The organism is Nocardia ninae NBRC 108245 (genome assembly GCF_007990755.1).
Taxonomy (GTDB): Bacteria; Actinomycetota; Actinomycetes; order Mycobacteriales; family Mycobacteriaceae; genus Nocardia; species Nocardia ninae.
In genome coordinates this window covers 56053-82041 of sequence record NZ_BJXA01000003.1, presented here as the reverse complement: position 1 = coordinate 82041, position 25989 = coordinate 56053, and the positions used below count along the sequence as shown (strand labels likewise).

General features: G+C 67.9%; 24 protein-coding genes. 14 read left to right on the top strand and 10 right to left on the bottom strand.

The annotated features are described in order from the left end of the window. The first annotated feature begins 287 nt into the window (after positions 1 to 287). From NN4_RS45650 to NN4_RS04105, 5 genes are all read left to right on the top strand, one after another. Positions 288 to 818 (top strand): GtrA family protein, encoded by a 531-nt coding sequence (locus tag NN4_RS45650; protein WP_147128623.1) that lies wholly within the window; start codon positions 288 to 290, stop codon positions 816 to 818. A gap of 2 nt (positions 819 to 820) precedes the next feature. Next, complete coding sequence (locus NN4_RS45645; protein WP_246180693.1) at positions 821 to 1468, top strand: formylglycine-generating enzyme family protein; 648 nt, start codon at positions 821 to 823, stop codon at positions 1466 to 1468. Positions 1469 to 1686: 218 nt separating this feature from the next. Next, the gene (locus NN4_RS04115) at positions 1687 to 2661 is read left to right on the top strand and encodes an ATP-grasp domain-containing protein (protein ID WP_147128622.1); all 975 of its coding nucleotides are present in this window, start codon (positions 1687 to 1689) and stop codon (positions 2659 to 2661) included. 146 nt (positions 2662 to 2807) lie between these two features. Next, positions 2808 to 3086 carry a hypothetical protein gene (locus tag NN4_RS04110; RefSeq protein WP_135231768.1) on the top strand — a complete coding sequence of 93 codons (279 nt, stop codon included), beginning with the start codon at positions 2808 to 2810 and terminating at the stop codon, positions 3084 to 3086. Positions 3087 to 3411: 325 nt separating this feature from the next. Further along, the gene (locus tag NN4_RS04105) at positions 3412 to 4371 is read left to right on the top strand and encodes a helix-turn-helix transcriptional regulator (protein ID WP_147128621.1); all 960 of its coding nucleotides are present in this window, start codon (positions 3412 to 3414) and stop codon (positions 4369 to 4371) included. Between the two features lie 96 nt (positions 4372 to 4467). Here the strand turns inward: NN4_RS04105 and NN4_RS04100 are convergent, their stop codons facing one another. The 3 genes from NN4_RS04100 to NN4_RS04090 all read right to left on the bottom strand — a co-directional run bounded on the left by NN4_RS04100 (position 4468) and on the right by NN4_RS04090 (position 9590). After that, a complete protein-coding gene (locus NN4_RS04100) occupies positions 4468 to 4995 on the bottom strand; it encodes a DUF8020 domain-containing protein (protein ID WP_147128620.1) in 528 nt (175 codons plus the stop codon). Positions 4996 to 5169: 174 nt separating this feature from the next. Next, complete coding sequence (gene cobN / locus NN4_RS04095) at positions 5170 to 8793, bottom strand: cobaltochelatase subunit CobN (protein ID WP_147128619.1); 3624 nt, start codon at positions 8791 to 8793, stop codon at positions 5170 to 5172. Between the two features lie 200 nt (positions 8794 to 8993). Beyond that, complete coding sequence (locus tag NN4_RS04090; RefSeq protein ID WP_308633298.1) at positions 8994 to 9590, bottom strand: TetR/AcrR family transcriptional regulator; 597 nt, start codon at positions 9588 to 9590, stop codon at positions 8994 to 8996. 104 nt (positions 9591 to 9694) lie between these two features. On the opposite strand from NN4_RS04090, the gene NN4_RS04085 reads away from it, so the two are divergent. Next, entirely contained in the window at positions 9695 to 11245 is a 1551-nt protein-coding gene (locus tag NN4_RS04085) for an MFS transporter (RefSeq protein ID WP_147128617.1), read from the top strand. A 13-nt stretch (positions 11246 to 11258) separates the two neighbouring features. On the opposite strand, the gene NN4_RS04080 is transcribed toward NN4_RS04085, so the two are convergent. Further along, positions 11259 to 11699, bottom strand: coding sequence for a nuclear transport factor 2 family protein (locus tag NN4_RS04080; RefSeq protein ID WP_147128616.1), 441 nt, complete (start codon positions 11697 to 11699; stop codon positions 11259 to 11261). A gap of 363 nt (positions 11700 to 12062) precedes the next feature. Here NN4_RS04080 and NN4_RS04075 point away from each other — a divergent pair, with 363 nt between their 5' ends. Further along, the gene (locus NN4_RS04075; protein WP_147128615.1) at positions 12063 to 13256 is read left to right on the top strand and encodes a ferredoxin-like domain-containing protein; all 1194 of its coding nucleotides are present in this window, start codon (positions 12063 to 12065) and stop codon (positions 13254 to 13256) included. 418 nt (positions 13257 to 13674) lie between these two features. Here NN4_RS04075 and ddaH read toward each other — a convergent pair whose 3' ends face one another. Next, the gene (gene ddaH, locus NN4_RS04070) at positions 13675 to 14517 is read right to left on the bottom strand and encodes a dimethylargininase (protein WP_222594977.1); all 843 of its coding nucleotides are present in this window, start codon (positions 14515 to 14517) and stop codon (positions 13675 to 13677) included. Between the two features lie 137 nt (positions 14518 to 14654). Between ddaH and NN4_RS04065 the strand changes: the two genes are divergently transcribed. From NN4_RS04065 to NN4_RS04045, 5 genes are all read left to right on the top strand, one after another. After that, a complete protein-coding gene (locus NN4_RS04065; RefSeq protein WP_135231775.1) occupies positions 14655 to 15092 on the top strand; it encodes an Lrp/AsnC family transcriptional regulator in 438 nt (145 codons plus the stop codon). A 53-nt stretch (positions 15093 to 15145) separates the two neighbouring features. After that, positions 15146 to 15781 (top strand): precorrin-8X methylmutase, encoded by a 636-nt coding sequence (locus NN4_RS04060; protein ID WP_147128614.1) that lies wholly within the window; start codon positions 15146 to 15148, stop codon positions 15779 to 15781. Positions 15782 to 15789: 8 nt separating this feature from the next. Further along, positions 15790 to 17424, top strand: a complete 1635-nt coding sequence (cobJ, locus tag NN4_RS04055; RefSeq protein WP_147128613.1) for a precorrin-3B C(17)-methyltransferase — start codon at positions 15790 to 15792, stop codon at positions 17422 to 17424. A gap of 32 nt (positions 17425 to 17456) precedes the next feature. Next, positions 17457 to 17723, top strand: a complete 267-nt coding sequence (locus tag NN4_RS04050; protein ID WP_147128612.1) for a hypothetical protein — start codon at positions 17457 to 17459, stop codon at positions 17721 to 17723. Between the two features lie 73 nt (positions 17724 to 17796). After that, a complete protein-coding gene (locus tag NN4_RS04045; protein WP_147128611.1) occupies positions 17797 to 18327 on the top strand; it encodes a PadR family transcriptional regulator in 531 nt (176 codons plus the stop codon). Here NN4_RS04045 and NN4_RS45970 read toward each other — a convergent pair. The 4 genes from NN4_RS45970 to dprE2 form a co-directional block, all read right to left on the bottom strand. Next, positions 18313 to 19053, bottom strand: a complete 741-nt coding sequence (locus tag NN4_RS45970; protein ID WP_246180710.1) for a cobalt-precorrin-6A reductase — start codon at positions 19051 to 19053, stop codon at positions 18313 to 18315. The two genes, NN4_RS04045 and NN4_RS45970, sit on opposite strands and share 15 nt — an antisense overlap. Beyond that, on the bottom strand, positions 19050 to 19667 hold the full coding sequence (locus NN4_RS45965; RefSeq protein ID WP_246180692.1) for a DUF8020 domain-containing protein: 618 nt from the start codon (positions 19665 to 19667) through the stop codon (positions 19050 to 19052). The genes NN4_RS45970 and NN4_RS45965 overlap by 4 nt, the downstream gene beginning before the upstream one ends. A 114-nt stretch (positions 19668 to 19781) precedes the next feature. After that, a complete protein-coding gene (gene cbiE, locus NN4_RS04035) occupies positions 19782 to 21014 on the bottom strand; it encodes a precorrin-6y C5,15-methyltransferase (decarboxylating) subunit CbiE (protein WP_147128779.1) in 1233 nt (410 codons plus the stop codon). Positions 21015 to 21219: 205 nt separating this feature from the next. Next, positions 21220 to 21969, bottom strand: coding sequence for a decaprenylphospho-beta-D-erythro-pentofuranosid-2-ulose 2-reductase (gene dprE2 / locus NN4_RS04030; protein WP_371865617.1), 750 nt, complete (start codon positions 21967 to 21969; stop codon positions 21220 to 21222). A 275-nt stretch (positions 21970 to 22244) separates the two neighbouring features. Between dprE2 and NN4_RS04025 the strand changes: the two genes are divergently transcribed. Then, positions 22245 to 22673: a PPOX class F420-dependent oxidoreductase gene (locus tag NN4_RS04025; protein ID WP_147128609.1), complete on the top strand. Its 429-nt coding sequence runs from the start codon at positions 22245 to 22247 to the stop codon at positions 22671 to 22673. Between the two features lie 52 nt (positions 22674 to 22725). On the opposite strand, the gene NN4_RS04020 is transcribed toward NN4_RS04025, so the two are convergent. After that, a complete protein-coding gene (locus NN4_RS04020) occupies positions 22726 to 23853 on the bottom strand; it encodes a M24 family metallopeptidase (RefSeq protein WP_147128608.1) in 1128 nt (375 codons plus the stop codon). 367 nt (positions 23854 to 24220) lie between these two features. On the opposite strand from NN4_RS04020, the gene NN4_RS04015 reads away from it, so the two are divergent. After that, complete coding sequence (locus tag NN4_RS04015; RefSeq protein ID WP_147128607.1) at positions 24221 to 25192, top strand: 5'-3' exonuclease; 972 nt, start codon at positions 24221 to 24223, stop codon at positions 25190 to 25192. Positions 25193 to 25989: the final 797 nt, after the last annotated feature.

Genomic DNA, 25989 nt, shown 5'->3' with positions numbered 1-25989 from the left:
CGATACAGAAGACTCTCATACTTGCTGATATTCGGCGCACCGAGCGCGGGCGCGACCGGCGCAGATGCGTGCCCGTGCATCTGTACGAGCAATGCGGCGCCGAGCTTCCACTCGAATCACCGCGCGAAAGCCGTTCGCAGATAACGAAATAGCAACAACGCCCGGCAACCGTGCTCGAACTGTTCCGCTCGCCGTTACCTACCGCCCCTCGAGAATTCGCCGGGGAGTCGCCAGGCGGCCATGGTCCGCCCGCCGGTGCCGAAAGGTCGCTCGGATAACCTGTCCCGATGTTCCTGGCCCAGATCGTCGCCGCTCGGGTACCGAGCCGAATGCTGTCCGTGTTCGTCCGCAACGCCGAGTTGCTGAAGTTCCTGACCGTCGGCGCGATCGCCTTCGTGACCACCTCGGTGCTCTTCTTCGGCCTGAAATGGACTGTGCTGGAGGGCAAACCGGTCACCGCGAACGTGGTCGCCGTGCTGATCGCGACCGTGGTCTCCTATGTGTTGAACAGCGAGTGGGCGTTCACCGCGCGCGGTGGACGTGCGCGCAGGCACGAAGCGGCCCTGTTCTTCCTGGTGGCCGGTGTCGGCATGGTGATCAACCAGCTGCCGCTGGCGGTGTCGAGCTACCTCTTCCAGCTCCGCACACCGCACGTCTCGGTCCTGGCGGAGAACATCGCCGACTTCGTCAGCGCGACCATCATCGGCACCCTGCTCGCCACGGTGTTCCGCTGGTGGGCCATGCGCAAATTCGTGTTCCTCGACCCGGTCCGACCCGACCTGGAACTGGACGAACCGGTCTCCGAGACACGAGCCTGACCGTGCTGGTTGCCATTCCGGCGGGCACGGTGACGCTGTCGGATCGGCGAACCCAGCGCAGCTGGCCGGTCGAGGTCGCGCCGTTCGAGCTGGCGACGGTCCCGGTCACTCAGGCGGAGTACGAGCAGGTCACCGAGCTGCGACCGAGCAGCGGGCGCGGCGACCGGCGGCCCGTCGACAGCGTCTCGTGGTGGGATGCGCTGTTGTACTGCAACGCACGGTCGATCCGGGAAGAGCTGACACCCGCGTACTGGATCGCTGACGAGAACGTCGACTGGAACACCGAAGCCGACGGCTACCGCCTGCCGACCGAGGCCGAATGGGAGCACGCGTGCCGCGCGGGCAGCACCGGCCCGCGCTACGGCGAACTCGACGAAATCGCCTGGTACCGGGGCAATTCGGCCGAGCACATGCACGACGTCGGCGGCAAGCGACCCAATGCGTGGGGCCTGTACGACATGCTCGGCAACACCTGGGACTGGTGCTGGGACATCTACGACGCCGAAATCTACGACTCCTACCGGGTGCTGCGCGGCGGCGGCTGGTTCGACGAACACTGGAGCTGCCGCGCCTCGGTGCGCCGCCGCAGCCATCCGTCCCTGCGCTTGGATGACGTAGGCTTCCGCGTCGCGCGCTCGCGGCGTTCTTGATTCTCCGCGGACTGCCGCGACCAGCGAATCTGTTGTGGCCGTGGAGCATTCACCGACCTTGCCGCACCGCGATCCGGTAACGTACCGAGCAGGTCGGCGGCTTCGGCTGTCGAATCGACCCGGCGCCCCTGCGCGGAACCGGGTTCGAGCAGCCGAACCGACCCCAGTGACGCTGTCGCGATTGTGGATTCACCCGTACTACAGAACGGTGGTGCGCGATGAGAAACACCGGCCCGATTGTCGTACTGACCGATCACAGCTCGACCGAGGGCAGCTCCGCCCTGCTCGCCCGCGCCGTCGAATGGGTCACCGACGCTGCACCACTGGTGCTGGACGCGAGACATTTCTACGACGGCGGCGAGGGAGTGCTGCGGGTCGACGGGTTACCGACGCTGGCGGTGCCGTCCGAACACATCGAGGTCCAGCCGAGCGCGCTCGTCGTCTATGAAATTCCGCCGATCGACCGGCATCGATTCACCCGGTTCCAAGCGGCCGTCGCCCGCAGCGGTATCCCTTGCCTCGGGGCCGACGCGCAGGCTTGGCGAAACGCGACCGACAAGCGTCGCACAGTCGAACGATTCCGGGCCGGAGGTATCCGTCAGGAGGAGTCGCTCGTCCTGGACGATCCCACTCCGAGCGCCGCATTGGCGGCTTTTGAACGGCTCGGGCACGACGTCTGGACCCGGCCAGCGATCGGCTTCGGTGGACGCGATGTATTCCACGCGACCACCGAGGCGCAACTCCACGCCGCGCGCGAGCTCTACCGAAAGACCGGCACGAGTTGGCTGCTCACCCGCGACGCACAGAACTTCGACGAGCGCGGGCGACGTCACCAATATCGAGTGGTCGTGCTCGGCCGACGGGTGCTGCGGGTCTGCGAGCACGTGCAGACCGACCCGGATGCTCCATGCAACGAGGCACAGGGCGCGGTGTCCACCGTGCTCCCCCTCAACGCCCTGCCCCGGCGCCTGCACGAGCTCGCGATCCGGGCGACAGCATCGGTCGGGCTACCGTTCGGCGGTGTCGATCTGGTGCCCGAGAACGGCGGCGTGGTCTTCGAGGTGAATGTGCATCCGGTGCTGGACGTTCCGCAAGGTTTCGAAACGGTGGCGGTTCCCTTCCTGGTCGCGCACCTTTCCGAGGCCGACTCGCCGGACGTGCCCCGATCCGCAGCAGTGCACCCGCATCCCTGATCGGACATTTCGGACAGGTTTTTTCGTACGCTCCACGAAATGGTCAGCGCCGCACATACTGTCCGGTACAAGCATGGCTATCACCCAGACAACGCGCCCGTGGCGCCTACGGTAGGTGTCACGCCGACCCCGAAGCGAGCGTATTCATGGTCATCATCGCTGTGCACGACGCCCTCCTCGCGCAGATCGGCAATCCGACCCCGGAACCGCCGCCGGTCTCGGACAAGATTTTGCAGATGGTCCGCTACCTCACCTGGCTGGTGCTGCTGTCCGGTGTCTGCGGAATCACCTTCGCGGGTGGACGATTCGCCTGGGAGAAGTGGCAGGGCGGTCCGCTCGACTCGCCGAAGATGATCGCAGGCGGCATGATCGGCGGCGTTGTCGCCACGAGTGCGGGGACCATCATGAATGCGGTGGTCGGCTGAGCGGACGCCGCAGGAAGACAGCCCGGTCGACTCGAGCGGAGGACGCCAACTCGATCGCGATTGCCCTTCTCGAGCGCACCGGCCACCTCGATCACCGGCCTTGTCGACTCGGATCGCAACCCGGCTAACCCGTTCGCCTGCCAGCTCTCCGATCACAGGCAAGGGCACACCGGACAGACCGCTCGCAGCCCGGCTCTGCCAACCGCCAACCACCCGCCGACCGACAAGGCGACCAGCGCGGCGAGCTCGATCCGAGCCGAGCCACGCGGAATAGTGGCCCCAATCGCGGAAGGCAACCTTCCGCGATTCCTGCGATGATCGACCCATGTTGGAGACCTCCGCGCGGCTACTTCGCCTGCTGTCGCTGCTACAGCTGCACCGGGATTGGCCCGGACCGGTGCTCGCCGAGCGACTCGGGGTGTCCACGCGCACGGTGCGCACCGACATCGAGCGACTGCGGTCCCTGGGCTATCCGGTGCACGCCACGCCGGGTGTCGCGGGCGGCTATCGATTGGGCGCGGGCTCGGCGCTGCCGCCGCTGCTGCTCGACGACGAGGAGGCAGTGGCGGTCGCGGTCGGTTTGGCCACCGCGGCCAACGGAGCCGTCACCGGCATCGAGGAGACCTCGGTGCGCGCGCTCGCGAAGTTGCAGCAGGTGTTGCCCGCGCGGCTGCGCGCCCGCGTGGCGGCACTGACCTCGGCCACCGTGCACGCGCCGGATATCGGCCGGAACACCGTCGATGCCGAGGTGCTCACCGCGGTGGCCGGCGCGATCCGGGCGAGCGAGCGGTTGCGCTTCGACTACGCGGCACATTCGGGTGCGCCGTCACGTCGCGATGTCGAGCCGCACCGGCTGGTGCATTGGCGCGGGCGCTGGTATCTGGTCGCGTGGGATCCGGGCCGCGACGACTGGCGCACCTTCCGGGTCGACCGGATCGTGCCGAAGACGCCGAACGGGCCGCGGTTCACGCCGCGCGAAGTGTCCGAAGACGATATCGCCGAGCGCGTTCGGCGCGGTGTCGGCGCGGCGACCTGGCGCTATCGCGCGACGGTGCGCATGGCCGCGCCCGCCGAGCGGATGCGGGCCCAGCTGCCGCCCGCGGTGTCCGTCGAGCCGGACGGGCCGGATCACTGTGTGGTGCGGGCGGGTTCGGATTCACCGCGGATGCTCGCGTTCTATCTCGGTTCCGTCGATGTCGATTTCGAGATACTCGAGGGTGCCGAGCTCGCGGAGCAGCTGCTGGCGACCGCCGAGCGATTCCGCAAGGCGGCCGGGCACCGATAAACGTTTACGTACCGGAATTAGGCGATTAACGGGTGAGCCCAGCCGGTCCGGCATAAAGCACCGAACAGGCTGGGCTGGCACTGTTCTCGATTCCCGTCAGGGCTGGTTGGCACCCGCGATACCACCGATGATTCCACCGATGATGCAGCCGGGGATGGCACCGATAATGGCGAAGATCAAGCCGATCAAGAAACCGATGGCGCACCCGATCAACACACCGGCGACGGTGGTACCCGCATCACCGATGAACTGCGGCGCCCCGGCCTCCGGGACCGCAGCTCCGACCGGCGTCAACGTCAAAGTGGTTGCGCTGGCATCGACTTGCGGCGCGACCCGCACCTGCTGACCCGCCACCGACTGGAGGGTCGTCGGCACGTTGGCGACCACCGATCCGTCCGGCGCCAGCACGGAGATGCCCTGATCGGGCGTCAGTACGAACTTGCCGGAGGCAAGCGTCACCGTCGCGTTCGAGCGGTCCGGCGCGACGGCGGCCGTGTAGGCGACGCCTCGATCGACCCCGCTGATCGCGTCGGCCACCTGCACTTCACCGTGCGCGGTCGCCGCGGCGACACCGGTCGCGGCCACGGTGAGCGCTGCGGTAGCGAGCATTTTCCTGATATTCATAAGGCTTTCCAATCATCTAGCCGATTCGATTGGCGTTTCCCGGAAACGGCCGTGGAACACCATCGATCATGCTCTCTCGACAACAGGATTGTCGAGAGAAACGGGCAGATTGAATTACCTTGCAAGATCACACATTTCGCGCTTCCCCATGAAATTGGGGGGTTGATTTTCGCGCTATTCCAATTCCCCTTCGGTCTCCAAGTAGACCTGGCGCAGTCGATCCAGTGTCGCCTGCTCCGGGTGCTCCCACAAGTCCCGTTCGGCGGCTTCCAGCAGCCGCTCGGCAATGCCGTGCAGCGCCCACGGGTTGGACTGCTCCATGAACTTGCGGTTCACGTCATCGAAAACGTAGCTCTCCGCGAGCTTCTCGTACATCCAGTCGGCGACGACGTTGGTGGTGGCGTCGTAGCCGAACAGGTAGTCGACGGTCGCCGCCATCTCGAACGCGCCCTTGTACCCGTGCCTGCGCATCGCCTCGAGCCAGCGCGGGTTCACCACGCGAGCCCGGAACACCCGCGAGGTCTCCTCGGAGAGCGTGCGGGTGCGCACCGCGTCGGGCCGGGTGCTGTCGCCGATGTAGGCCTCGGGGTTCTTGCCGGTGAGCGCGCGCACGGTGGCGACCATGCCGCCGTGGAACTGGAAGTAGTCGTCGGAGTCGGCGATGTCGTGCTCGCGGGTGTCGGTGTTCTTGGCCGCCACCGCGATTCGGCGATACGCGGTGCGCATGTCGTCGGCGGCGGGTGCGCCGTCGAGATCGCGACCGTAGGCGTAACCACCCCAGGTGGTGTACACCTGTGCCAGGTCGTCGTCGGTGCGCCAGCTCTTCGAATCGATCAGTTGCAGCAGGCCCGCACCGTAGGTGCCGGGCTTGGAACCGAAGATGCGGGTGGTGGCGCGGCGGGCGTCGCCGTGCTCGGCCAGGTCGGCTTCGGCATGCGCGCGAACATAATTCGACTCCGCGGGCTCGTCGAGTTCGGCGACCATCCGCACCGCGTCGTCGAGCAGCGCCAGCACGTGCGGGAAGGCGTCGCGGAAGAAACCGCTGATGCGCACCGTCACATCGACACGGGGACGGGCCAATTCCTCGAGCGAGATCACCTCCAGCGTGGTGACGCGGCGGCTCGCCTCGTCCCACACCGGCCGGACACCCAGCAGGGCAAGGACTTCGGCGATGTCGTCGCCGGAGGTGCGCATGGCCGAGGTGCCCCACACCGAGAGGCCCACCGAGCGCGGGTACTCGCCGTGATCGGCCAGGTACCGCGCCAGCAGCGAATCCGCCATGGCCTGACCGGTTTCCCAGGCCAGCCGGGACGGGACGGCCTTCGGGTCGACGGAGTAGAAGTTGCGGCCGGTCGGCAAGACATTGATCAGGCCGCGCAGGGGCGAGCCGCTGGGGCCCGCGGGGATGAAGCCGCCGTTGAGGGCGTGCAGTACGCGATCGATCTCGATGCCGGTTTGCCGCAGGCGCGGAACGACTTCGGTCGCGGCGAAGCGGAGCACGGAACGCACTGCGGTGAGTTCCGGATCCGCGGACGGACCGGCAAGCAGCGAGGCGGCGAACTCGTCGACCAGCCTGTCGACCGCGTCGGCGGACCAGTCGGCGGCCTGCAACGCGGCGACCAAGCCGCGCGCCTGCTCCTCCACCACGTCGACCCGGCCACGCGCCTCGGTGCCGGATTCGTCCAGGCCCAAGGCTTCCCGCAGTCCGGGCACATTGCGCTCACCGCCCCAGAGCTGACGGGCGCGCAGCATGGCCAGCACCAGGTCGACCTCGCTCTCCCCCGCGGGCGCCTGGCCGAGGATGTGCAGGCCGTCGCGGATCTGCACGTCCTTGATCTCGCACAGCCAGCCGTCGACGTGCAGCAGCATGTCGTCGAAGACGTCCTCGTCGGGGCGTTCGGCGAGGCCGAGGTCGTGGTCCATCTTGGCCGCGCGCATCAGCGTCCAGATCTGCTGGCGGATGGCGGGCAGTTTGGCCGGGTCGAGGGTGGAGATATTGGCGTGCTCGTCGAGCAGCTGCTCCAAACGGGAGATATCGCCGTAGCTTTCGGCGCGGGCCATCGGCGGGATCAGGTGATCGACCAGGGTCGCGTGCGCGCGCCGCTTGGCCTGGGTGCCTTCACCGGGATCGTTGACGAGGAACGGGTAGATCAGCGGCAGGTCGCCGAGGGCGGCGTCGGTGCCGCAGGAGGCGGACATGCCGAGGGTCTTGCCGGGCAGCCACTCCAGGTTGCCGTGCTTGCCGAGGTGCACCATCGCGTCGGCGCCGAAACCCTCGGCGGAGCTGAGCCATCGGTACGCGGCGAGGTAATGGTGGCTGGGCGGCAGGTCGGGGTCGTGGTAGATGGCGACCGGGTTCTCACCGAAACCACGGGGCGGCTGCACCATCAGCACCACATTGCCGAAACGCAAGGCGGCGATGACGATCTCACCGTGCGGGTCGGCGGAGCGGTCGACGTAGAGCTCGCCGGGCGGCGGTCCCCACGCCTCGACGATGGCCTCGCGCAGGTCTTCGGGCAGCGTGTCGAACCACGCGGTGTACGCCGCCGCGGTGATCCGAATCGGGTTGCCCTCCAGCTGTTCCGCGGTGAGCCAGTCCGGATCCTGGCCGCCCGCCGCGATGAGGGCGTGGATGAGGGTGTCGCCGTCTTGCTCATCTAGGCCGGGAACCGCACCCGGCTCGCCGAGATCGTATCCGGCGCTGCGCATCTCGGTGAGCAGGCGAATCGCGCTCGCGGGTGTGTCCAGGCCGACCGCGTTGCCGATGCGGGCGTGCTTGGTCGGGTAGGCGGACAGCATCAGCGCGACGCGCTTGCGCTCGGCCGGGATGTGCCGCAGCCGCGCGTAGCGCACCGCGATGCCCGCGACCCTGGCCGCGCGTTCGGCGTCCGGGACGTAGGTGGACAGGCCGTCGGCGTCGAACTCCTTGAAGGAGAACGGAACCGTGATGATCCGGCCGTCGAACTCGGGGACGGCGACCTGGGTGGCGACGTCCAGCGGCGACAGCCCGTCGTCGTTGGCCGCCCACTGGGCCCGGCCGCTGGTCAGGCACAAGCCTTGCAGGATGGGCACATCCAGGTCGGCGAGCGCGCCGACGTCCCAGGCCTCGTCCTCCCCGCCTGCGGAGGCGGTGGCCGGTTTCGTGCCGCCCGCGGCGAGCACGGTGACCACGAGGGTGTCGGCCTGGCGCAGTGTCGCAAGTAGTTCGGGCTCTGCGGTGCGCAGCGAGGCACAGTAGAGCGGCAGCGCGCGTGCGCCCGCGTCTTCGATCGCCCCGCAGAGTGCGTCGATGTAACCGGTGTTTCCGGCGAGATGCTGTGCGCGGTAATAGATCACCGCGACCGTGGGCCGCTCGTCGTCGGCGGCGGTCGAATCCCGTTCCAGCACACCCCAGCTCGGCAGCTGCACCGGCGGCTCGAAGCCGTGGCCGGTGAGCAGCACCGTGTCGGAGAGGAAATTGTGCAGCTGCCGCAGGTTTTCCGACCCACCCGCGGCGAGGTAGTTGTGCGCGTCGGCGGCGACACCGCCGGGCACGGTCGAGCACTCCATCAGTTCCGCGTCCGGCGCGATCTCGCCGCCCAGCGCCACCATCGGCACGCCGCTGGCCCGGATCGCGTCGAGGCCGTCCTCCCAGGCGCGCTTGCCGCCGAGGATGCGCACGATCACCAGATCGGCGCCGTCGAGCAGCGCGGGCAGGTCGTCCACCAGCAGCCGGGCGGGGTTGCCCCACCGGTACTCGGCGCCGCTCGCGCGGGCGCTCAGCAGATCGGTGTCGGACGTGGACAGCAGCAGAATCACAGGTGACGGCCTTCCTCGGGTTACGCGCCCATCGGTTGCTGCTCGCCGCCGGGGTCGGCGGCCAGCGGGGTGGGTGAGCCCAGAGGGTCTGGCTATTCACAGTGGCGCGACCGCACCGGATTTCCACCGGTTTCCTCGTCACCCGCCGAGCACGGCAGATGCTACCTGCCGTACCACCGGGTTCGGCTCGGCGGTCGGCGTCAGCTCGCCGCGCGGGCGGCCAGGAAGTCGTCCACGATGCGCGCGCAGTCGGCCGGGGTGGCGTGTTCGATGCCGATCAGTTTCGCGAAGGCGATCGGGCCGACGAGTTGGGTCAGGGCCAGCTCGAGGTCGAATTCACCGAGTTCGGCGCGGACTTCCGGGGTATCGAGCAGTTCGTCGAACGGCTGGCGGTACTGCTGGAGCAGTCGATGCCGCAGCGACGACAAGGCAGGCGCGCCCTCGCCGTGCTCGGTGCCGGTGGCCAGCCAGGCGAGCGTGGACAGTTGCAGCGGGGCCTCGTTGACGACTTCGGCTTGCCTGGTGAGCAATTCGACCAGCCGGTCCCGCAGCGGGCCGGCCGGTGGCGCCTCGATGACCGGGGGCAGCAGGCGTTCGAGGGTGGCGGCGCGCAGGTGCACGGCGTTGTCGAAATGCCGGTACAGCGTGGTCCGGGCGACCTTGGACAAGCGGGTCACCGCTTCGACCGTCACCGCCTCGACGCCACCGGTTTTCAGCAAGGAAGCCGCGGCGTCCAGCAGGCGCGCGCGGGAGCGCACCTTGCGCGGGTCGACAGTGTCGTCATCTGCCGGGGTCATGTGTTGCAGCATTCCTGTTCCGCGGGGGCTATCGCCAGTCGAGCTACTTATGCTACTGATAGTAGCGTAGCGATACCGCTAGTTCTGTTACGTCGGGAGGCCCGATGAAATCCACCGACCATGTGCAACTGTCTGTCGCTCAGCGCTGGATGTTGGCGCTGTCCTGCTCGGCGGTGGCGTTGGTCGTCGCGTCGATGGCGGCGCTGTACACGGCCTTGCCGGAGCTCGCGACCGCTACCGGGGCAACCCAGTTGCAGTTGACCTGGATCGTCGATGGATACACGTTGGCGCTGGCCTGTCTGGTGCTGCCCGCGGGTGCGCTCGGTGACCGGTACGGACGGCGGATCGTTCTGGTCGTCGGTTTGTTCGTGTTCGCGGTGGCGTCCGCAGCGCCCCTGCTGTTCGACAGTCCGACCTCGTTGATCGCCGCTCGCGCCGTCGCCGGAGTCGGTGCCGCGTTGGTGATGCCGTCGACGCTGTCGCTGCTGACCGCCGGGTTTCCGGAGGCTCGGCGCGGCAATGCGGTCGGGTTGTGGGCCGGTGTCGCGGGAGCGGGAGCGGTGCTCGGAATCCTCGGATCCGGTCTGCTGCTGGAGCGTTGGTCGTGGCTGTCGGTTTTTCTCGCCATGGCGGTGGCGGGAGCGCTGCTCATGGTCGCCGGGTGCACGATTCCCGAATCGGTGGATCAGGCGCGGCCTGCGATGGATCCGTGGGGCGCTGTCACCTCGGCCGCTGCCGTGGGGCTGATCGTGGTGGCGGCGATCGAGGCGCCCGCGCGGGGGTGGCTGGATCCGCTGGTGATCGCGATGTTCGTGGGTGGTGTGCTGGCGGCGGCGATCTTCACACTGGTCGAATTGCGGATGCCGCATCCGCTTTTGGATGTGCGACTGTTCGCCAAGCGCGGGTTCGCCGCGGGCACGATGTCGGTGAGCGTCCAATTCCTCGTCAGCTTCGGGGTTTTCATGCTGCTGGTGCAGTTCCTGCAACTGATTCTCGGCTACTCGCCGTTGATATCGGCGCTGGCGATGGCGCCGATGGTCGTTCCCATGGTGGCGATTTCGGCGGTCGCGCCGTGGCTGGCCGACCGGGTCGGGTTGCGCTTGCCGACGTTCGCCGGACTTGTGATCCTCGGTGGGGGGTTGGTCGCGGTCTCTCGATTGACGGTCGACAGCACCTATCTCGATCTGCTGTGGCCGCTGCTGGTGATGAGCGCCGGGCTCGGATTGTGTTCCGCGCCTGCGACTGCCGCCATCATCGCCGGGACGCCGGTCGAAAAGCACGGTGTCGCAGCGGCGGTCAACGACGCGGCCCGCGAGGTCGGGGCGGCGATCGGTATCGCGGTGGCGGGGAGCATTCTTGCCGCCGGGTACACCGCTCGTATCGCTCCCGCACTCCCCCAGCTGCCGGAGCCTGCGCGCGGGCCGGTCGGTGACTCACTCGCCGCGGCGCTCCAGGTTGCCGAACGGGCCGGACCGCAAGCTCAGCCGCTGATCGAGTTCGCCGAGAGCGCCTTCATGCACGGGGCGCACCAATCCTGCCTCGCCCTCGGCTATTTGGCATTCGGCGCCGCTGTTGTCGTAGGGGTCTGGGCGCCGGGGCGGTCGCGGAAGACCACGGTCACCCCGGATCCGGAGCGCACCCCGGTGCACATTTGATACCTGCTGCCGGCTACGTCAGATCGGCACTTCCGTCGACGACTTTGAGGTGGTAGTGGAATCGGTTGACCCGCCAGCCATCCGGAGTCCGTTCGGTGCCGAGGGCGTAGCTGCCCACGAAGGTGCGGGTCTTGCCGTTGGTCGCGGAGTTCTTCACATGCACCGCGATCGCGTCGGCATGCACGGTCGCCGTATCGTCCGCCAGCTCGATCAGATGGTTCCCGGACTGATGATGAACCGCATCCAGCTCGGCCAGCCCCACCCGCCAGTCCTCGACGATGTCCGCCGCCGCACGCTCGCCGACCGGACCGCCGAAGCCGCCATCGAAGTCCACCTTCGGGGTGAAGACAGCGGTGGCAAGATCATCCCACCGCCCCTGATCGGTGTAGACGAACAACCGGGTGATCACGTCGACGATCGCGAGACGGTCTGCAAGGGTAGAGATTTCGGACATATGGCACACCCTAGCGATCCTCGCGATCAGTTGCTCGACGACCGTCACCGGTGGCATTGGGCGAATCTGTCGCCGACGTTGCGCATGCCCGTCGAGCCCACGTGGGCTGGCTGGCCGACCGGGACGGTGCCGCTGCCGGGACAGAGCAGCGTTGCTAGCGCGGCTCGGCAGGACCAGCGCGCGGCTGAGCAGCGCTAGTTGGGCTGGTTGCGCTGCCGGGCCACGCCAGTCAGGCTGTGCCACGCCGGTCGGGCTCGGCCACACCAGACGGGCTCGGCGGGGCTGGCGCGGCTGCGCGGCAGTGGGCTGGAGCGTCTCCTCCCTGGTAGGCCGGTCGGCTCGGGTACGTACCCTGGACGGACTATGACTCGAGGTGTTCCGGATTCCTGTCCCGGCGTGTTGCGGCTGCACGAGGCGGCGGATGGGCCGCTGGCGCGGGTGAGGCTGCCTGGTGGGCGGGTGGAGCCGGGGCAGTTGCAGGTGTTGGCGGAGGCGGCGCGGGAGGTCGGGGACGGGAATATCGAGCTGACGTCGCGGGGGAACGTGCAGCTGCGGCAGGTGCGGGATGCGGAGGAGCTGACCGGGCGGCTGGCGGCGGCTGGCTTGTTGCCCAGTCAGACGCATGAGCGGGTGCGCAATATTGTCGCTTCGCCGCTGTCCGGTCGGATCGGTGGTATCGCGGATGTGCAGGCGCTGGTTCCGGCGCTCGACGCCGGGTTGCTGGCCGCGCCGCGGCTTGCCGAACTTCCTGGGCGCGTGCTGTTCACGCTGGATGACGGGCGTGGCGATGTCAGCGTGCTCGGCGGCGATATCGGCGTACACGCAACGGGCACCGAGGAATTCGCGCTGCTACTGGCGGGACGCGACACCGGTATCCGGGTCTCGGTCGCCGACGCGGTGGATGTCATGCTCGCCGCCGCGCACGGGTTTCTCGACCTGCGCGGTGGTGACGCGGGACAATGGCGGCTGCACGAGATCGATAACGGTGCCGAGCGGGTCGCTGAATTGCTCGCCCTCCGACGCGGCACCGATCGACTGGTAATCGGTGCGTCTCAGGATGTTCCGATCGGCTGGCTCGATCAGGACGACGGCTTGGTCAGCCTCGGCGCCGGTGTCCGCCTGGGCTCGCTGCCCGCCCGGACCGCCGAATTCATTGCCGCCATCGAGCGTCCCGTATTCGTTACCCCGTGGCGCAGCCTGGTCATCACCGACTTGGCGGAATGGGCTGCCGAGCAAGTTGTCCGCGTGCTGGCCCCGATGGACCTCATCTTCGACGCCAACTCCCCTTGGCTTCAGGTCAGCGCGTGCGCGGGCCGGCCGGGTTGCGCGAAGTCGCTCACTGACGTCCGCGCCGACGTCACCGCTGCGGTCGAGTCCGACCGGGTTCATCCCGCTGAGGCGAATCAGCCTATGCACCAAGGTATGCCGGTAATCGACGCAGATGAGGTAACCGTCGCGGGTCGCCAGCACTGGTCCGGCTGCGACCGGCGCTGTGGCCGCCCACGAGGCACGGTCACCGACATCGTCGCCACCGAGACCGGATACCGGATCGACTGACGGTCGGGTCCGCCTTGGATCTTGCGGCCTGGCCCCGGACCACGCTGCCCCTGACCCACACGGCCCCGCCATCACGACCACGCTGTCCCCACCCGAGAGCCGCGCAGTCCCCGCCAAACCGCACAGTCGCGCCTCCAAGACCGTCCGATCTCGCCGTCGAACCGCGCTGCCACGCCTAAAAGACCGCGCGATTCCCGTCCGCAAACCGCGTTGTCGCGCCTTCAGGGCTGTGCGAGCTCACCTTCAAGACCGTGCGGTACGAATTCGAGACCCACGCAGTCCCAATTTGAAGACCACAGTCCTGCTTCCACGACCACACTGGCCCGCTCGAAACCACGTCGTTCACGACAAACGGCCCTGGCGGCGGCATCGCTCGAAAGCAGCCAACCACCAGTGCCGTTGATCTCGAAGCCGTCGACTACTCGTGAATCTCCAACGTGCAGCACTTGACGCTGCCGCCGGCCTTGAGCAGCTCGGACATGTCGATGCCGATCGGGTTGTAGCCGCGGGCACGCAGCGCTTCGCTGAGCGCGCCGGCCTTGTCACTGAGAAAGACGTTCAACCCGTCGGAGACACCGTTCAACCCGAGAACCTCCGCGTCCGCGTCCGTGGCGACGATGGCGTCGGGGAACAGCTCGGCGAGCACCGCCTGGCTTTCCGCACTGAAGGCGGGCGGGAAGTAGGCGATGGTGTTGTCATCGAGCGGCAGCAGCACGGTATCGAGGTGGTAGAAGCGCGGATCGACCAGCTCGAGCGACAGCACGGGCCGGGAAAAGTGCTGTGCCACTTCGCGATGCGCCGCGAGCGAGCTGCGGAACCCCATGCCGGCGAGCATGCGGTCACCGACCAGGAGGAAATCGCCCTCGCCCTCGTTGATCTCCTTGGCGTCGACCAGTCCGGCGAGGCCGTGCTGGGCGAACCAGTTGTGGTACGCGGGACCCTCGGCCGCCCGCTGGACGTGGGTGAACCGGGCCGACATCGCCCGGTCGCCGACGACGAGGCCGCCGTTGGCCGCGAACACCATGTCGGGCAGGCCGGGCACGCCGGGCACCACGTCGACCTTGTGGCCGTACTCCTCGTAGGTGGCGCGCAGGGTTTCCCACTGGAGCAGGGCGAGGGCGCGGTCGACCGGGGCTTCCGGATCCATCCACGGATTGATGCAGTAGGTGACGTCGAAGTAGTCGGGACGGCACATGACGAACCGTCGCGGCGACGGCTTACGAACGGTGGTCTCGGCACGGAGGGTGGCTACAGACGTCAACGTGTCTCCCGGAGGTCGGCGCGATCTTGCGGCTGACACGACCGTAATTCGCCTAGTATTGCGCCAGGAACATCGAATCGTTGCGCATTTCGGCCCTAGAACATCGAATAATTGCGCAATAGCGGAAGGGCTGTGACGTGGACGACATCGATCGGCGGATATTGGAGCACCTGCTCAGACAGGCCCGCGCCTCGTTCCAGGAAATCGGCAGCGCCGTCGGCCTGACCGCGCCCGCGGTGAAGCGGCGCGTGGACAAGATGGTCGCGAGCAAACAGATCACCGGTTTCACGGCGTTGGTGAACCCGGCCGCGATGGGCTGGAAGACCGAGGCTTACGTCGAGGTGTACTACCGCGACAACATATCTCCGGCCGAACTTCGCCGCAGTCTCGAACCTATTCCGCAGGTCGTCGGCGTGTGGACCATCGCGGGCGAGGCCGACGCGCTCGTCCACGTGATGGCCACCGACATGGCCGAGATCGAGGTGACCGTCGAACGCATCCGGGAGAACGCGCGCGTCGGGCGCACCCGCAGCTCCATCGTGATGTCCCGCATTCTCGAACGCCCCCGCACCTGACCCCCGACTACCCGCGCCGACCTGGGGGGAAGGCACCTCTTAGGGTGGACGCCATGTCCGACTTGCGTGCCAGCCACCTCACCGACGGGGCCGAGATCTATCGGCGGTCGTTCGCGATGATCCGCGCGGAGGCGGACCTCGATCGGTTCCCGCCGGCGGTCGCGCAGGTGGTGGTGCGCATGATCCACGGGTGCGGTCAGGTGGATCTGGCAGGGGATGTGGCGTTTTCGCCGGGCGTGGTGGCTTCGGCCCGGGCCGCGCTGCGAGCGGGAGCACCGATTCTGTGTGATGCGAACATGGTTGCCTCCGGTGTGACGCGCAAGCGGCTGCCCGCCGACAACGCGGTGATCTGCACGCTCACCGACCCGCGCGTGCCGGAACTCGCTGCGAGCATGGGTAATACGCGCTCGGCCGCGGCGCTGGAGCTATGGCGCGCGCACCTCGACGGCGCGGTCGTCGCCATCGGAAACGCGCCGACCGCGCTGTTCCACCTGCTCGACATGCTCGACGCGGGCGCACCGAGGCCCGCCGCCATCATCGGCATTCCTGTCGGCTTCATCGGCGCCGCCGAATCCAAGGACGCGCTGGTCGAGTTCGGCGACATCGAATACCTCACCGTCCGCGGTCGACGCGGCGGCAGTGCCATCACCGCGTCCGCGTTGAATGCGATTGCGAGCGAACAGGAATGACGGGCGATATGCGGACCGGAGCTGAATCACACACGGCACCAGGCAAGTTGTGGGGCGTTGGGCTCGGTCCGGGCGATCCCGAGCTGGTTACGGTCAAGGCAGCGCGGGTGATCGCCGAGGCCGATGTGATCGCGTTCCACAGCGCTCGCCATGGGCGCAGCATCTCCAGAGGTATTGCGGCGCCGTACATGCGGGCCGGGCAGCTCGAGGAGCATCTCGTCTATCCGGTGACGACCGAGACCACCGATCATCCCGGCGGATACCAGGGTGCGATCGATGAGTTCTACGAGCAGGCCGCAGAACTGCTCGCTGGGCATTTGGCGGCGGGCCGGTCGGTCGCGCTGCTGGCCGCGGGTGACCCGCTGTTCTACAGCTCCTACATGCATATGCACCGGCGGCTCGCCGATCGCTTCGAGGCGGAGATCATCCCGGGTATCACCTCGGTGAGCGCGGCGTCGGCGGCATTGGGTACCCCGCTGGTCGAGGGCGAGCAGGTGCTGACCATTCTGCCCGGCACCATGCCCGTCGACGAGCTCACCCGCAGACTCCGCGACACCGAGGCCGCCGCCATCATGAAGCTCGGACGCACCTATCCCAATGTGCGCCAGGCTCTTTCGGATTCCGGGCGTCTCGCCGACGCCTACTACATCGAGCGCGCCAGCAGCACCCGTCAGCGGGTTTTGCGCGCCGCCGATGTAGCCGACGCGGATGTGCCCTACTTCTCCATCACGCTCGTCCCCGGACCGACACCGACCACCTCGCTCCCCCACATGAAACCTGCTGCGGCACGGCAACGCTCACCGAACACTCACGCAGCCCAGTCGACTGGGCACGCCGAAGACGCTGCTCCACACGGATATCCGGCCGACCGCCCCGGTGAGGTCGTCGTCGTCGGCCTCGGCCCCGGCGCCGCCGAGTGGACGACCTCCGAGGTACACGAAGCCATCGCCGACGCAACAGATCTCGTCGGTTACACCACCTACCTGAACCGAGTCCCGTTGCGCCCCGGCCAGCGCAGGCATGCCAGCGACAATCGCGTCGAATCGGAGCGCGCCGCCATGGCGTTGGACCTGGCGCGACGGGGCGCGCGGGTCGCGGTGGTGTCGTCGGGCGACCCCGGGGTCTTCGCGATGGCCGCAGCGGTACTGGAGGAAGCCGCAGATCCCCAGTGGCGCGATGTGCCGGTGCGGGTGCTCCCCGGACTCACCGCGGCCAACGCGGTGGCCAGCCGGGTCGGTGCGCCGCTCGGGCACGACTACGCGATGATCTCGCTCTCCGATCGCCTCAAGCCGTGGGAAGTTGTCGCCCAACGGCTTTCCGCGGTCGCCGCCGCCGACATGGCGATCGCGGTGTACAACCCGGCCTCATCGCAGCGCACCTGGCAGGTGGGCGCCATGCGCGACCTGCTGCTGGAGCACCGCAAGCCGGATACGCCCGTGGTGCTCGGCCGCGACGTGGGCGGCCCGACGGAGTCCGTGCGGGTGGTCTCGCTCGGCGATCTCGACCCGGCCGAGGTCGACATGCGCACCCTGTTGATCATCGGCGCGTCGACCACTACGGCCCAGGAAACCGACCGGGGGGTCCGCGTTTACACCTCGCGACGCTACGCCCGCAGCGGCGACGCGGCCGCCCCCGACGCGTAAGATCTGCTGACGCACCGACGAATGGAGGGATCTTGGCCGCGACACTGTCGGAGCTGACGCTGCGCGCCCGAGCCCTGGAGGCCCGAGCCACCGCGAGCGAACAAGCACTCGACGAGCAGGGCGACGTCCTCAGCGAGCTCGCGGCTCTCACCCGGAAGGCGCTCGACGGTATCGACCGGATCGAGGGGCGCGCCGAAAAGATCGAGGAAAACCTCGTCGAACTGCGCCTGGGCCAGGCGCGACTGGAAGAGGGCATGGCGCTGGTGCTCGCCAGGCTCGATCAGCTGGCCGGCAAATAGGTGTCACCGCCGATCCGGCGCACATTCGTATAACATTCCACTATGGAAGGTTGAGAGCGAAGGGAGCAGTCGGTTGACGAAGACCGCGACCAGCCGCAAGCCGTTGAACTCCACGGCCGCGTCGCTGCTCGGATTTCTCCACGAAGGACCGATGTCGGGCTGGGACCTGGTGGCCAAGGCCCAGGACCGCATCGGCGACTTCTGGACGATCACGCAGAGCCAGGTCTACCGGGAACTCGCCGCGATGGACGCGGCAGGACTGGTGGAGAAGGGGGAACCGGGCGCACGGGAACGCACGCCCTACCTGATCACCGACGCGGGACGGGAAGCCTTCCTGGAGTGGATCGCTCGCGACCCGGGCGGCGAAAACATCCGCTTCCCACTATTGCTCACGCTGTCCTTCGGCCATCATCTCGACCGCGCACATCTGGACCGAATCATCGCCGCCAACAGGGAGATTCACCAGACTCGACTCACCAAATACCTCGGCGACGACCCGACCGATCTGCCGCCCTACGCCCGCGCCACGCTGGACTTCGGCATCCGATACGAACGCGCGGTGCTCGATTGGTTCGACCGCCTGCCCGAACTACTCGGCCGCTGACCGGAGCCAATCCCATACTTGGGCAACGTTTTCCATGACCACCGCGCCTTCAGGCAGCGCAGGTCGATCGATCATGACAACCGGCAACCCTGCCGCACGGGCAGCGGCCAACTTCGCATCCGTCTGATCGCCGCCACTGTCCTTGGTGACGAGCACATCGATGCGCCGGTCCGCCAGCAACCGGGTTTCGTCCTCGACGGTGAAAGGGCCACGAGCGAGCAATAGTTCGTGCCGTGGCGGGAGCGCGCCCTCGGGTGGATCGATAGCGCGGATCAGAAACCAGGGCTCGGTCAGTCCGGCAAAAGCGCCGACACCCTGACGGCCAATAGTCAGAAAGATGCGTTCGCCCAGATCACCGACGGTCTTCGCGGCATAGGCCAGATCCACTACCCGGATCCACTTGTCGCCATCTTGCGGTAACCAGCCGGGTCGCCGCAGATGGACGAGCGGCAGGCCCAGATCGGCCGCAGCCGCAGCGGCATTCGCACTGATGACACCCGCGAACGGATGAGTAGCGTCGACCACGGTGTCGATTTCGTTGGCCACCAACCAGTCCCGCAGGCCCTCGACCCCACCGAACCCGCCGACACGCACTTCGCCGACCGGCAACAGGGGGTCACGAACGCGACCGGCGAGCGAGGAGACGATATCGAATCCTTGCTCGCCGGAAGCGATGTGGGCGAGTTCCCGGGCTTCCCGGGTGCCGCCTAAAAGGAGGGTTTTCAGGGCTGGCCGCTGAAGTAGGCGATGCCCGCGTTCAGCAGCGACGGCCCGCCCGCGACGGCGAGACCGATGAGCGCGCCGAGCACGGCACCGGGCAGGATCCCGACACCGAAGAACAGGAAACCGATAGCGGCGCCGATCAATCCACCGACCGCGGCACCGAGCGACGCACGCTGCAGTTCGGCGAAGAACCACTCCTGCGCGCCGATGAACTCGGCGGCGACCGGCGCGTTCGCGGACGGCGCGACCTTCGGGGTCAGCGTCAGCTGCTTGGCGTCGTCGGCGATGGCGGCGGCGATCTCCACCTGCTCGCCCTTGGCGGTCGCGGTGAGCGGAATGCTGGTGACGGCCTCGCCCGCGGCGTTGGTCAGGGTCACCGACTGCTTGTCGGCGGCCAGGCTGAACGCACCGCCGGTGACGCTGGTGACGACGGACTTGCCGGCGTCGGCCAGCTGCAGCGCGTAGCTGACACCCTGGTCGGTGCCCTTGACGGTCTGCGCGGCAGTGGCCTGATCCTGCACCGCGGGCGGTACCGGCGCGGCATACGCGGTACCCGCGGCGACGCCGGTGGCGGCGATGGCCAAAAGTGCGGTGGCGGCAAACTTCTTGTATTTCATCTATCTCCCCATCAGGAACCGGATTTCCGATCATGATCGGATCTCGGCCCCGACCCTACCCGCTGGACAGAACTCGTTTCACTCGCGGACCTCATTTCGCGGCTCCGCTTTGTGCTATTTCACAACGAACCACTGCGTGACCGGGAGCTGCGGACGCCAAGTCGTGAAGGATCCCAGCGACTCCGCCCGGTAGATCTGGTACTTCCGCAATGTGCCGCCATGGCTGGCCGCCCAGCTGAGCAGCAGCGATTCGGACTCGGCGGTCACCGCGTTCACGACGAGCCTGCCGCCCTGTCGCAGCTGCGACCAGCATGTCTCGAACAGGCCATGCCGAGTAAGTCCGCCGCCGATGAAAATGGCGTCCGGAGCGGCGGATTCGGCGCTCCGGCGCAATTCCTCGAGCACTTCGCCGCGTACGTCGATATACGGTACGCCCAGGGCCGCAGCGTTATCGGCAATCTGCTGTCGCCGGTGTTCGAGCCGCTCGAAAGTGACTGCGCGGCAGCTGGGATGCGTGCGGCACCACTCGATCGCGATGCTGCCGGATCCACCGCCGATGTCCCACAGCAGTTCGCCGGGGGCGGGTGCCAGTGCGGTCAGGGTCAGGGCTCGCACTTCGTTTTTGGTGAGTTGCCCATCGCCGCTGAACAGTTCGTCCGGCAGGCCGGGCAGTCTGGTGGCTCGAACATGCGCAGGGTCGGCGGTGCACTCGATGGCCACGATGTTCAGCGGGTCGCCTGCGGGCCGCTGCCACTGTTTCGCGATCCCGGTCGCTATCCGCTCTGCCTGGCCACCCAGTTGCTCGAGCACCGTCAGCGTGGAATCGCCGAAACCGTTGCGCCCCAACAGCTCGGCAAGGTGGGTTGGCGTTTGCTCGTCGGCACTGAGCACCAGCAGCCGCCGCCCGTCCACCAGCTCGGGCAGCACCGTCTCCAGCGCGCGGCCGACCACGCTGACCACCGGCGTCTCTGCCAGGCCCCACCCCAGCCGCGCGCAGGCCAACGACGCCGACGACGGCTGCGGCAAGACCCGGAGCGCGTTCGCCCCCAGCAGCCGCGCCAACGTCACCCCGATGCCGTAGAACATCGGATCGCCGCTGGCCAATACACAGATTCGGGAGCCTGCGTACCGCTCGAACAATCCGGGTAGCGCGGGCACCAGGGGTGACGGCCACGCCACCCGCTCCCCTACCGAATCCTGTTCCGGCACAAGGGCAAGCTGCCGTGACGAACCGAAGAGCACCTCGGCCGTCGCGATAGCTTCCCGCGCCGAACGCGCCAGCCCGTCCCAGCCGTCGGCACCAATCCCTGCCACGACCACCGGCGGACCGGACCAGATCACGGTCATCGATACCCGCCGCGCAGCGTCGCCGTCATTGGTGCGCACCAGGGGGTGACAGTCAATCGACCATTCGTCGCGTCCGACACCCGCTTCGACGCCGACCGCAGTCGACACCGGGCGCTAGGCGCGGGCCTGGGTTCGCTGCCCCAGCCCGGACTGACCACCTTGCGGCGAAGCATCGCAGCCGGGCCCGCATTGTCGTGCCGCCCGCTCACCGCGGCATCCGCCGCCAGATCGCTTGGGGCAGAAGGCGCATCGCGAAGAAGACCGGGCGCAAGATCAGAGGCGTCCAGACGACACCTGTGCGCTTGTGCAGTCCCTTGACCACTGCGGCGGCCACCTGGTCCGGCGTGCTGGAGAACGGGGCCGGTTCCATGCCCTCGGTCATCCGGCCGATGACGAAGCCGGTACGCACCAGCAACAGGTGAACGCCGGTGCCGTGCAAGGCATCCGCGAGTCCGCTGGCGAAACCGTCGAGTCCCGCCTTGGCCGATCCGTACACGTAGTTGGCGCGGCGGACCCGCACACCGGCTACCGAGCTGAAGACGACGAGCTGCCCTTCGCCTTGCGCGCGAAGCAGATTCGCGAGCGTGGTGAGCACGCTGACCTGAGCGACATAGTCGGTGTGCACCACGGCGATCGCGTGCGCCGGATCGTGTTCGGCCCGCGCCTGATCGCCGAGCACCCCGAACGCGACCACCGCCACCCCGATCTGCCCGTACTCGGCCGCGAGCTTCTCCAGGAAGGCCGGATGGTTCGCCGTATCGTCGGCGTCGAACTCCACGCGGTGCACGGCCGCCGCCCCGGCGTCGGTGAGCGCCGCGGTCTGCGCCGCCAGGTCGTCGCTGCGTCGCGCCGCGAGGATCACCACCTGCCCCGGTGCCAGCCGCCGCGCCACCTCGAGCCCGATCTCGCTGCGCCCGCCGAGCAGCAGCACCGTCCCCTCGGCAATCCCTCGCATTCCCATGCGCCCAGTCTGTCATTCCACCCCCACCCACCCGCGCAACGGGACATACCGAGCTATATCCCGTGTGCGAAGGTCCGTGAGTGGCACATGGCTGCGGCAAACGTCGAGAAGACGTCTCCATGGTGTGCCACTCACGCATCGCGCCGGCTGCGCTCGACCACGCGGGCACCGGCGCCACGGCGTGACGTGTCGTCGACTCCCTCGTGCGCGCCCACCGGAGGTGTACGCCCCTATGCGGGACGACCCGGCGGCACCGCTACGGTCTGGTTATGCCCACGCAGACCGCAGAACTTTCGCCCGCCGCCCTCGAATTCGTTACCGAGCGGCATCTGGCGACGTTGACCACGTTGCGGGCCAACGGGACGCCGCATGTGGTGGCGGTGGGGTTCACCTGGGATCCGGCGGCCCGGATCGCCAGGGTGATCACCGACGGTGCGTCGGCGAAGGTGCGAAATGTGCGGCGAGGCGGATACGCGGCGGTCAGCCAGGTCGAGGGTCGCCGATGGCTCACGCTCGAAGGCCCGGCGACGGTGCTCGACGATCCGGACGCTGTCGCCGACGCGGAGCAACGCTACGCCGGCCGCTACCGAGTCCCCCGCGTAAACCCGACCCGCGTGGTCATCGCAATCCAGGTCGAGCGCGTGCTGTCCAGCTCTACCCTGATCGCCCCCGCGCCCGAGGCCACCGAACCGGCGTAGAACGGCCGCCGGGCGGGCAGTGAAGCTGCCCACCCGCCCGCTACTCGTCGACTTACAGGACCGTCAATCCGTGGGGTCGCTGGTTCATGGACTCGCAGCCGTCTGCGGTGACCACGACGATGTCTTCGATGCGGGCACCCCAGTCGCCGCGGAAGTAGATGCCGGGCTCGATGCTGAAGGCCATGCCCTGCTGGAGGACGAGGTCGTTGCCTTCGACGATGTAGGGCTCCTCGTGTACCGAGAGGCCGATGCCGTGACCGGTGCGGTGCACGAAGGCGTCGCCTAAACCGGCTTCGACCAACGGGTTTCGTGCGGCGGCGTCGACGGATTCGGCGGTGACGCCGGGGCGGACGGCGGCGACGGCGGCGGCTTGTGCGCGTTCCAGGGCGGCGAAGCGGGCGGCGATCTTGGGGTCGGGTTCGCCGAGAACGTAGGTGCGGGTGGAGTCGGAGTAGTAGCCGGGGTCGACCGGGCCGCCGATGTCGATGACCACCACGTCGCCGGACTCGATGCGGCGCTCGGAAACACCGTGGTGCGGGTCGGCGCCGTGCGGGCCGCTGCCGACGATGACGAACGCGGCTGCGGTGTGCCCTTCCTCGATGATGGCGGCGGAGATATCGGCGCCGACCTCGGCTTCGGTGCGGCCGACCTGCAGGAATTCGCCCATCCGCGCGTGCACCCGGTCGATGGCCGCGCCCGCTCGGCGCAGCGCGTCGATCTCGGCGACATCCTTGATCATGCGCAGTTCGCGCAGCACCGGCGTGGCGGAGGCGGGCAGGCCGGTGAACGACGCGGCCAGCGGGATCAGGTGCAGTGCGGGCATGGCGTCGGCGACGGCCACCCGGGAGCCGACGTGCAGCGCCGACTTCACCAGTCCGTACGGATCGGTCCCGTCGACCCAGTCCAGCACGCGCAGGCCCAGTTCGCCTGCCGCGGACCCTTCCAGCGAGGCCAGTTCCAGCTTGGGGATGACCACCGCGGGGGTTGCGCCGTCGGCGGGGATGACAAGGCAGGTCAAGCGTTCGAACGATTCTGCCGCAGACCCGATCAGATACCGCAGATCCGGGCCGGGAGTGATCAACAAGGCGTCCAGATGGGCGGCCCGCATCAGCTCCACCGCCCGCTCCAACCGCTCACCGTAAATGTCCGCCGCGAACCTGGAATCCGTATGCGAGCTCATTCATCCGACGTTACCTGCCGCGCCCGTCCCCGCGAACCCGAACTCCCCCGCTCCACTTCGTCCACTCGAACCGTCATCGGCACTTCACGAGGCCGCCGACCGGCCCGGCAGCATGCGTGCGGGCAGCATGACGACGCCGAGCAGCTCGAATTCGTTGGCCACCGGAACGGTGGTGTAGCAGGGGAGCGCGCGCCTCATCCCTTTCCCGTGCCACGAGTTGGGGACGCGTTCGAATCGAGTGGGGATACCGCCGGACCGCCAACGCTCGCAAGGCACGCACACACCAGGCTCGCGCCGGCCGACACTGTTGCCGCCCGTCGCGGCTGGATCGTCCGGGTTTGTCGGGGCCGAGAGGTAGCCTCAGCGCGTGACTTCTGCTGCGACTTCCGGTGGACCGTTGTTGCTCCTGGACGGGGCGAGTCTGTGGTTCCGTGCCTTTCACGCGATCCCCGAGAAGATCACCGCGCCGGACGGGCGGTCGGTCAACGCGTTGCGTGGGTTCACCGACATGGTCGCGTCGTTGATCACCAAGCACGCGCCGAGCCGGTTGGTGGTGTGCCTCGACTTGAACTGGCGGCCGGCGTTCCGGGTGGAACTGGTGCCGTCGTACAAGGCGCACCGGCTCGACACCGCCGCGGACGCAGGCCCCGGTGCCGAAGTAGTACCGGACACGCTGACACCGCAGGTCGACATGATCCTCGAGGTGCTCGAAGCGGCAGGCATCGCGACCGGCGGTGCCGACGGGCTGGAAGCCGACGACGTGCTCGGCACCCTGGCCACCCGCGAGACCTCCGACGAGGTCGTGGTCGTCAGCGGCGACCGAGATCTGCTGCAACTCGTCCGGGACACACCGCTGCCGCCCGTGCGGGTCCTCTACGCGGGACGCGGACTGGCGAAGGCCGAGCTGTACGGCCCGGCGGAGGTTTCCGCCAAATACGGTGTGCCGCTGGAGAACGCGGGCCGCGCCTACGCCGACCTCGCCACCCTGCGCGGCGACGCCTCGGACGGCCTCCCCGGGGTAGCGGGCATCGGCGAGAAGTCCGCGTCCATGCTGATCACCCGATTCGGTTCCCTGGAAGCATTGGTGGCGGCCGTCGAAGACCCCGAAGCCGACCTCGCCCAAGGCATCCGCGCCAAACTCCGTGCGGCAGAAGAGTATTTGAAAGCAGCGGCGCCGGTCGTCCGGGTGGTCTGCGACGCCGACGTCGAACTCTCCCGCCCCGACACCCTTCCCGCCACCCCGGCCGACCTCGACCGCCTCCGCGAACTGGCCACCGCCTACAACGCCGAAAGCCCGGTCACCCGCCTCATCAAGGCCCTCGCCGCCCGCACCGCGTAACTCTCGAAGCCCCGCTACCGCAACCCTTCACGACAGAGTTGTCCTTCGGCGAAATCCCGAAAACGGCACCACAGCCAGTCCCCACGCTGGAGCTTTCACCTTGCCCATCCCAGGTTGCAGAAGAGAAAGCCGGGAACACCATCCGACGCGCCCAGCACTATCCGCGCTTATCATCGACTGCCATAAACCTAGAGGTCAGCTCACCCGGGAGGTCTTTGAGCGTGCGGGTGCTAGACGGGTACACGCAAAAACCCTCGCCAAGGTTCACCTTCCCGGTAGGAGCAGTCAAAGGACTCCCCAGGTGAACGATCCAGTGAGCTGAAGACCAACCCAGGTTTTCCCGTGAGTAGTGCTGAGCACGTCGCCTGCCGTACCCGGCTTACCTCCGCAGTCGGTCACGCGGCGCTCGGTTCCAGCGTGGTCATCTGGCTGTGGTTGCGTTTCGAGAGCTCCGAAGGATGGAACACGTTGCAGGGTATGGAGACTCACAGACCGTGCACACCATTCGCAGCCGGTAGCCGCCCTATGAAGGGTGTGCACGGTCTGTGAGATCACCCCAGTACTGGCGAAGCGCGGTGGTTCAGCAAGATCCGCACTGGCTCTCGGGATCCGCACCGACTACTGGGGTCCCTAGTGGGTGCGGATCCCGAGAGAGGGTGCGGATTTTTCTGGCAGCGGCCCGTTTTCATGATCGACGGGGCATGGAGGGCGGAGAACGTGAGTAAGCACGCCATGAAGTCCCACTCGAGGCCGAACCGATCGACCAGCGGGACATAGGGGTGGGAAAACGCGAGTAA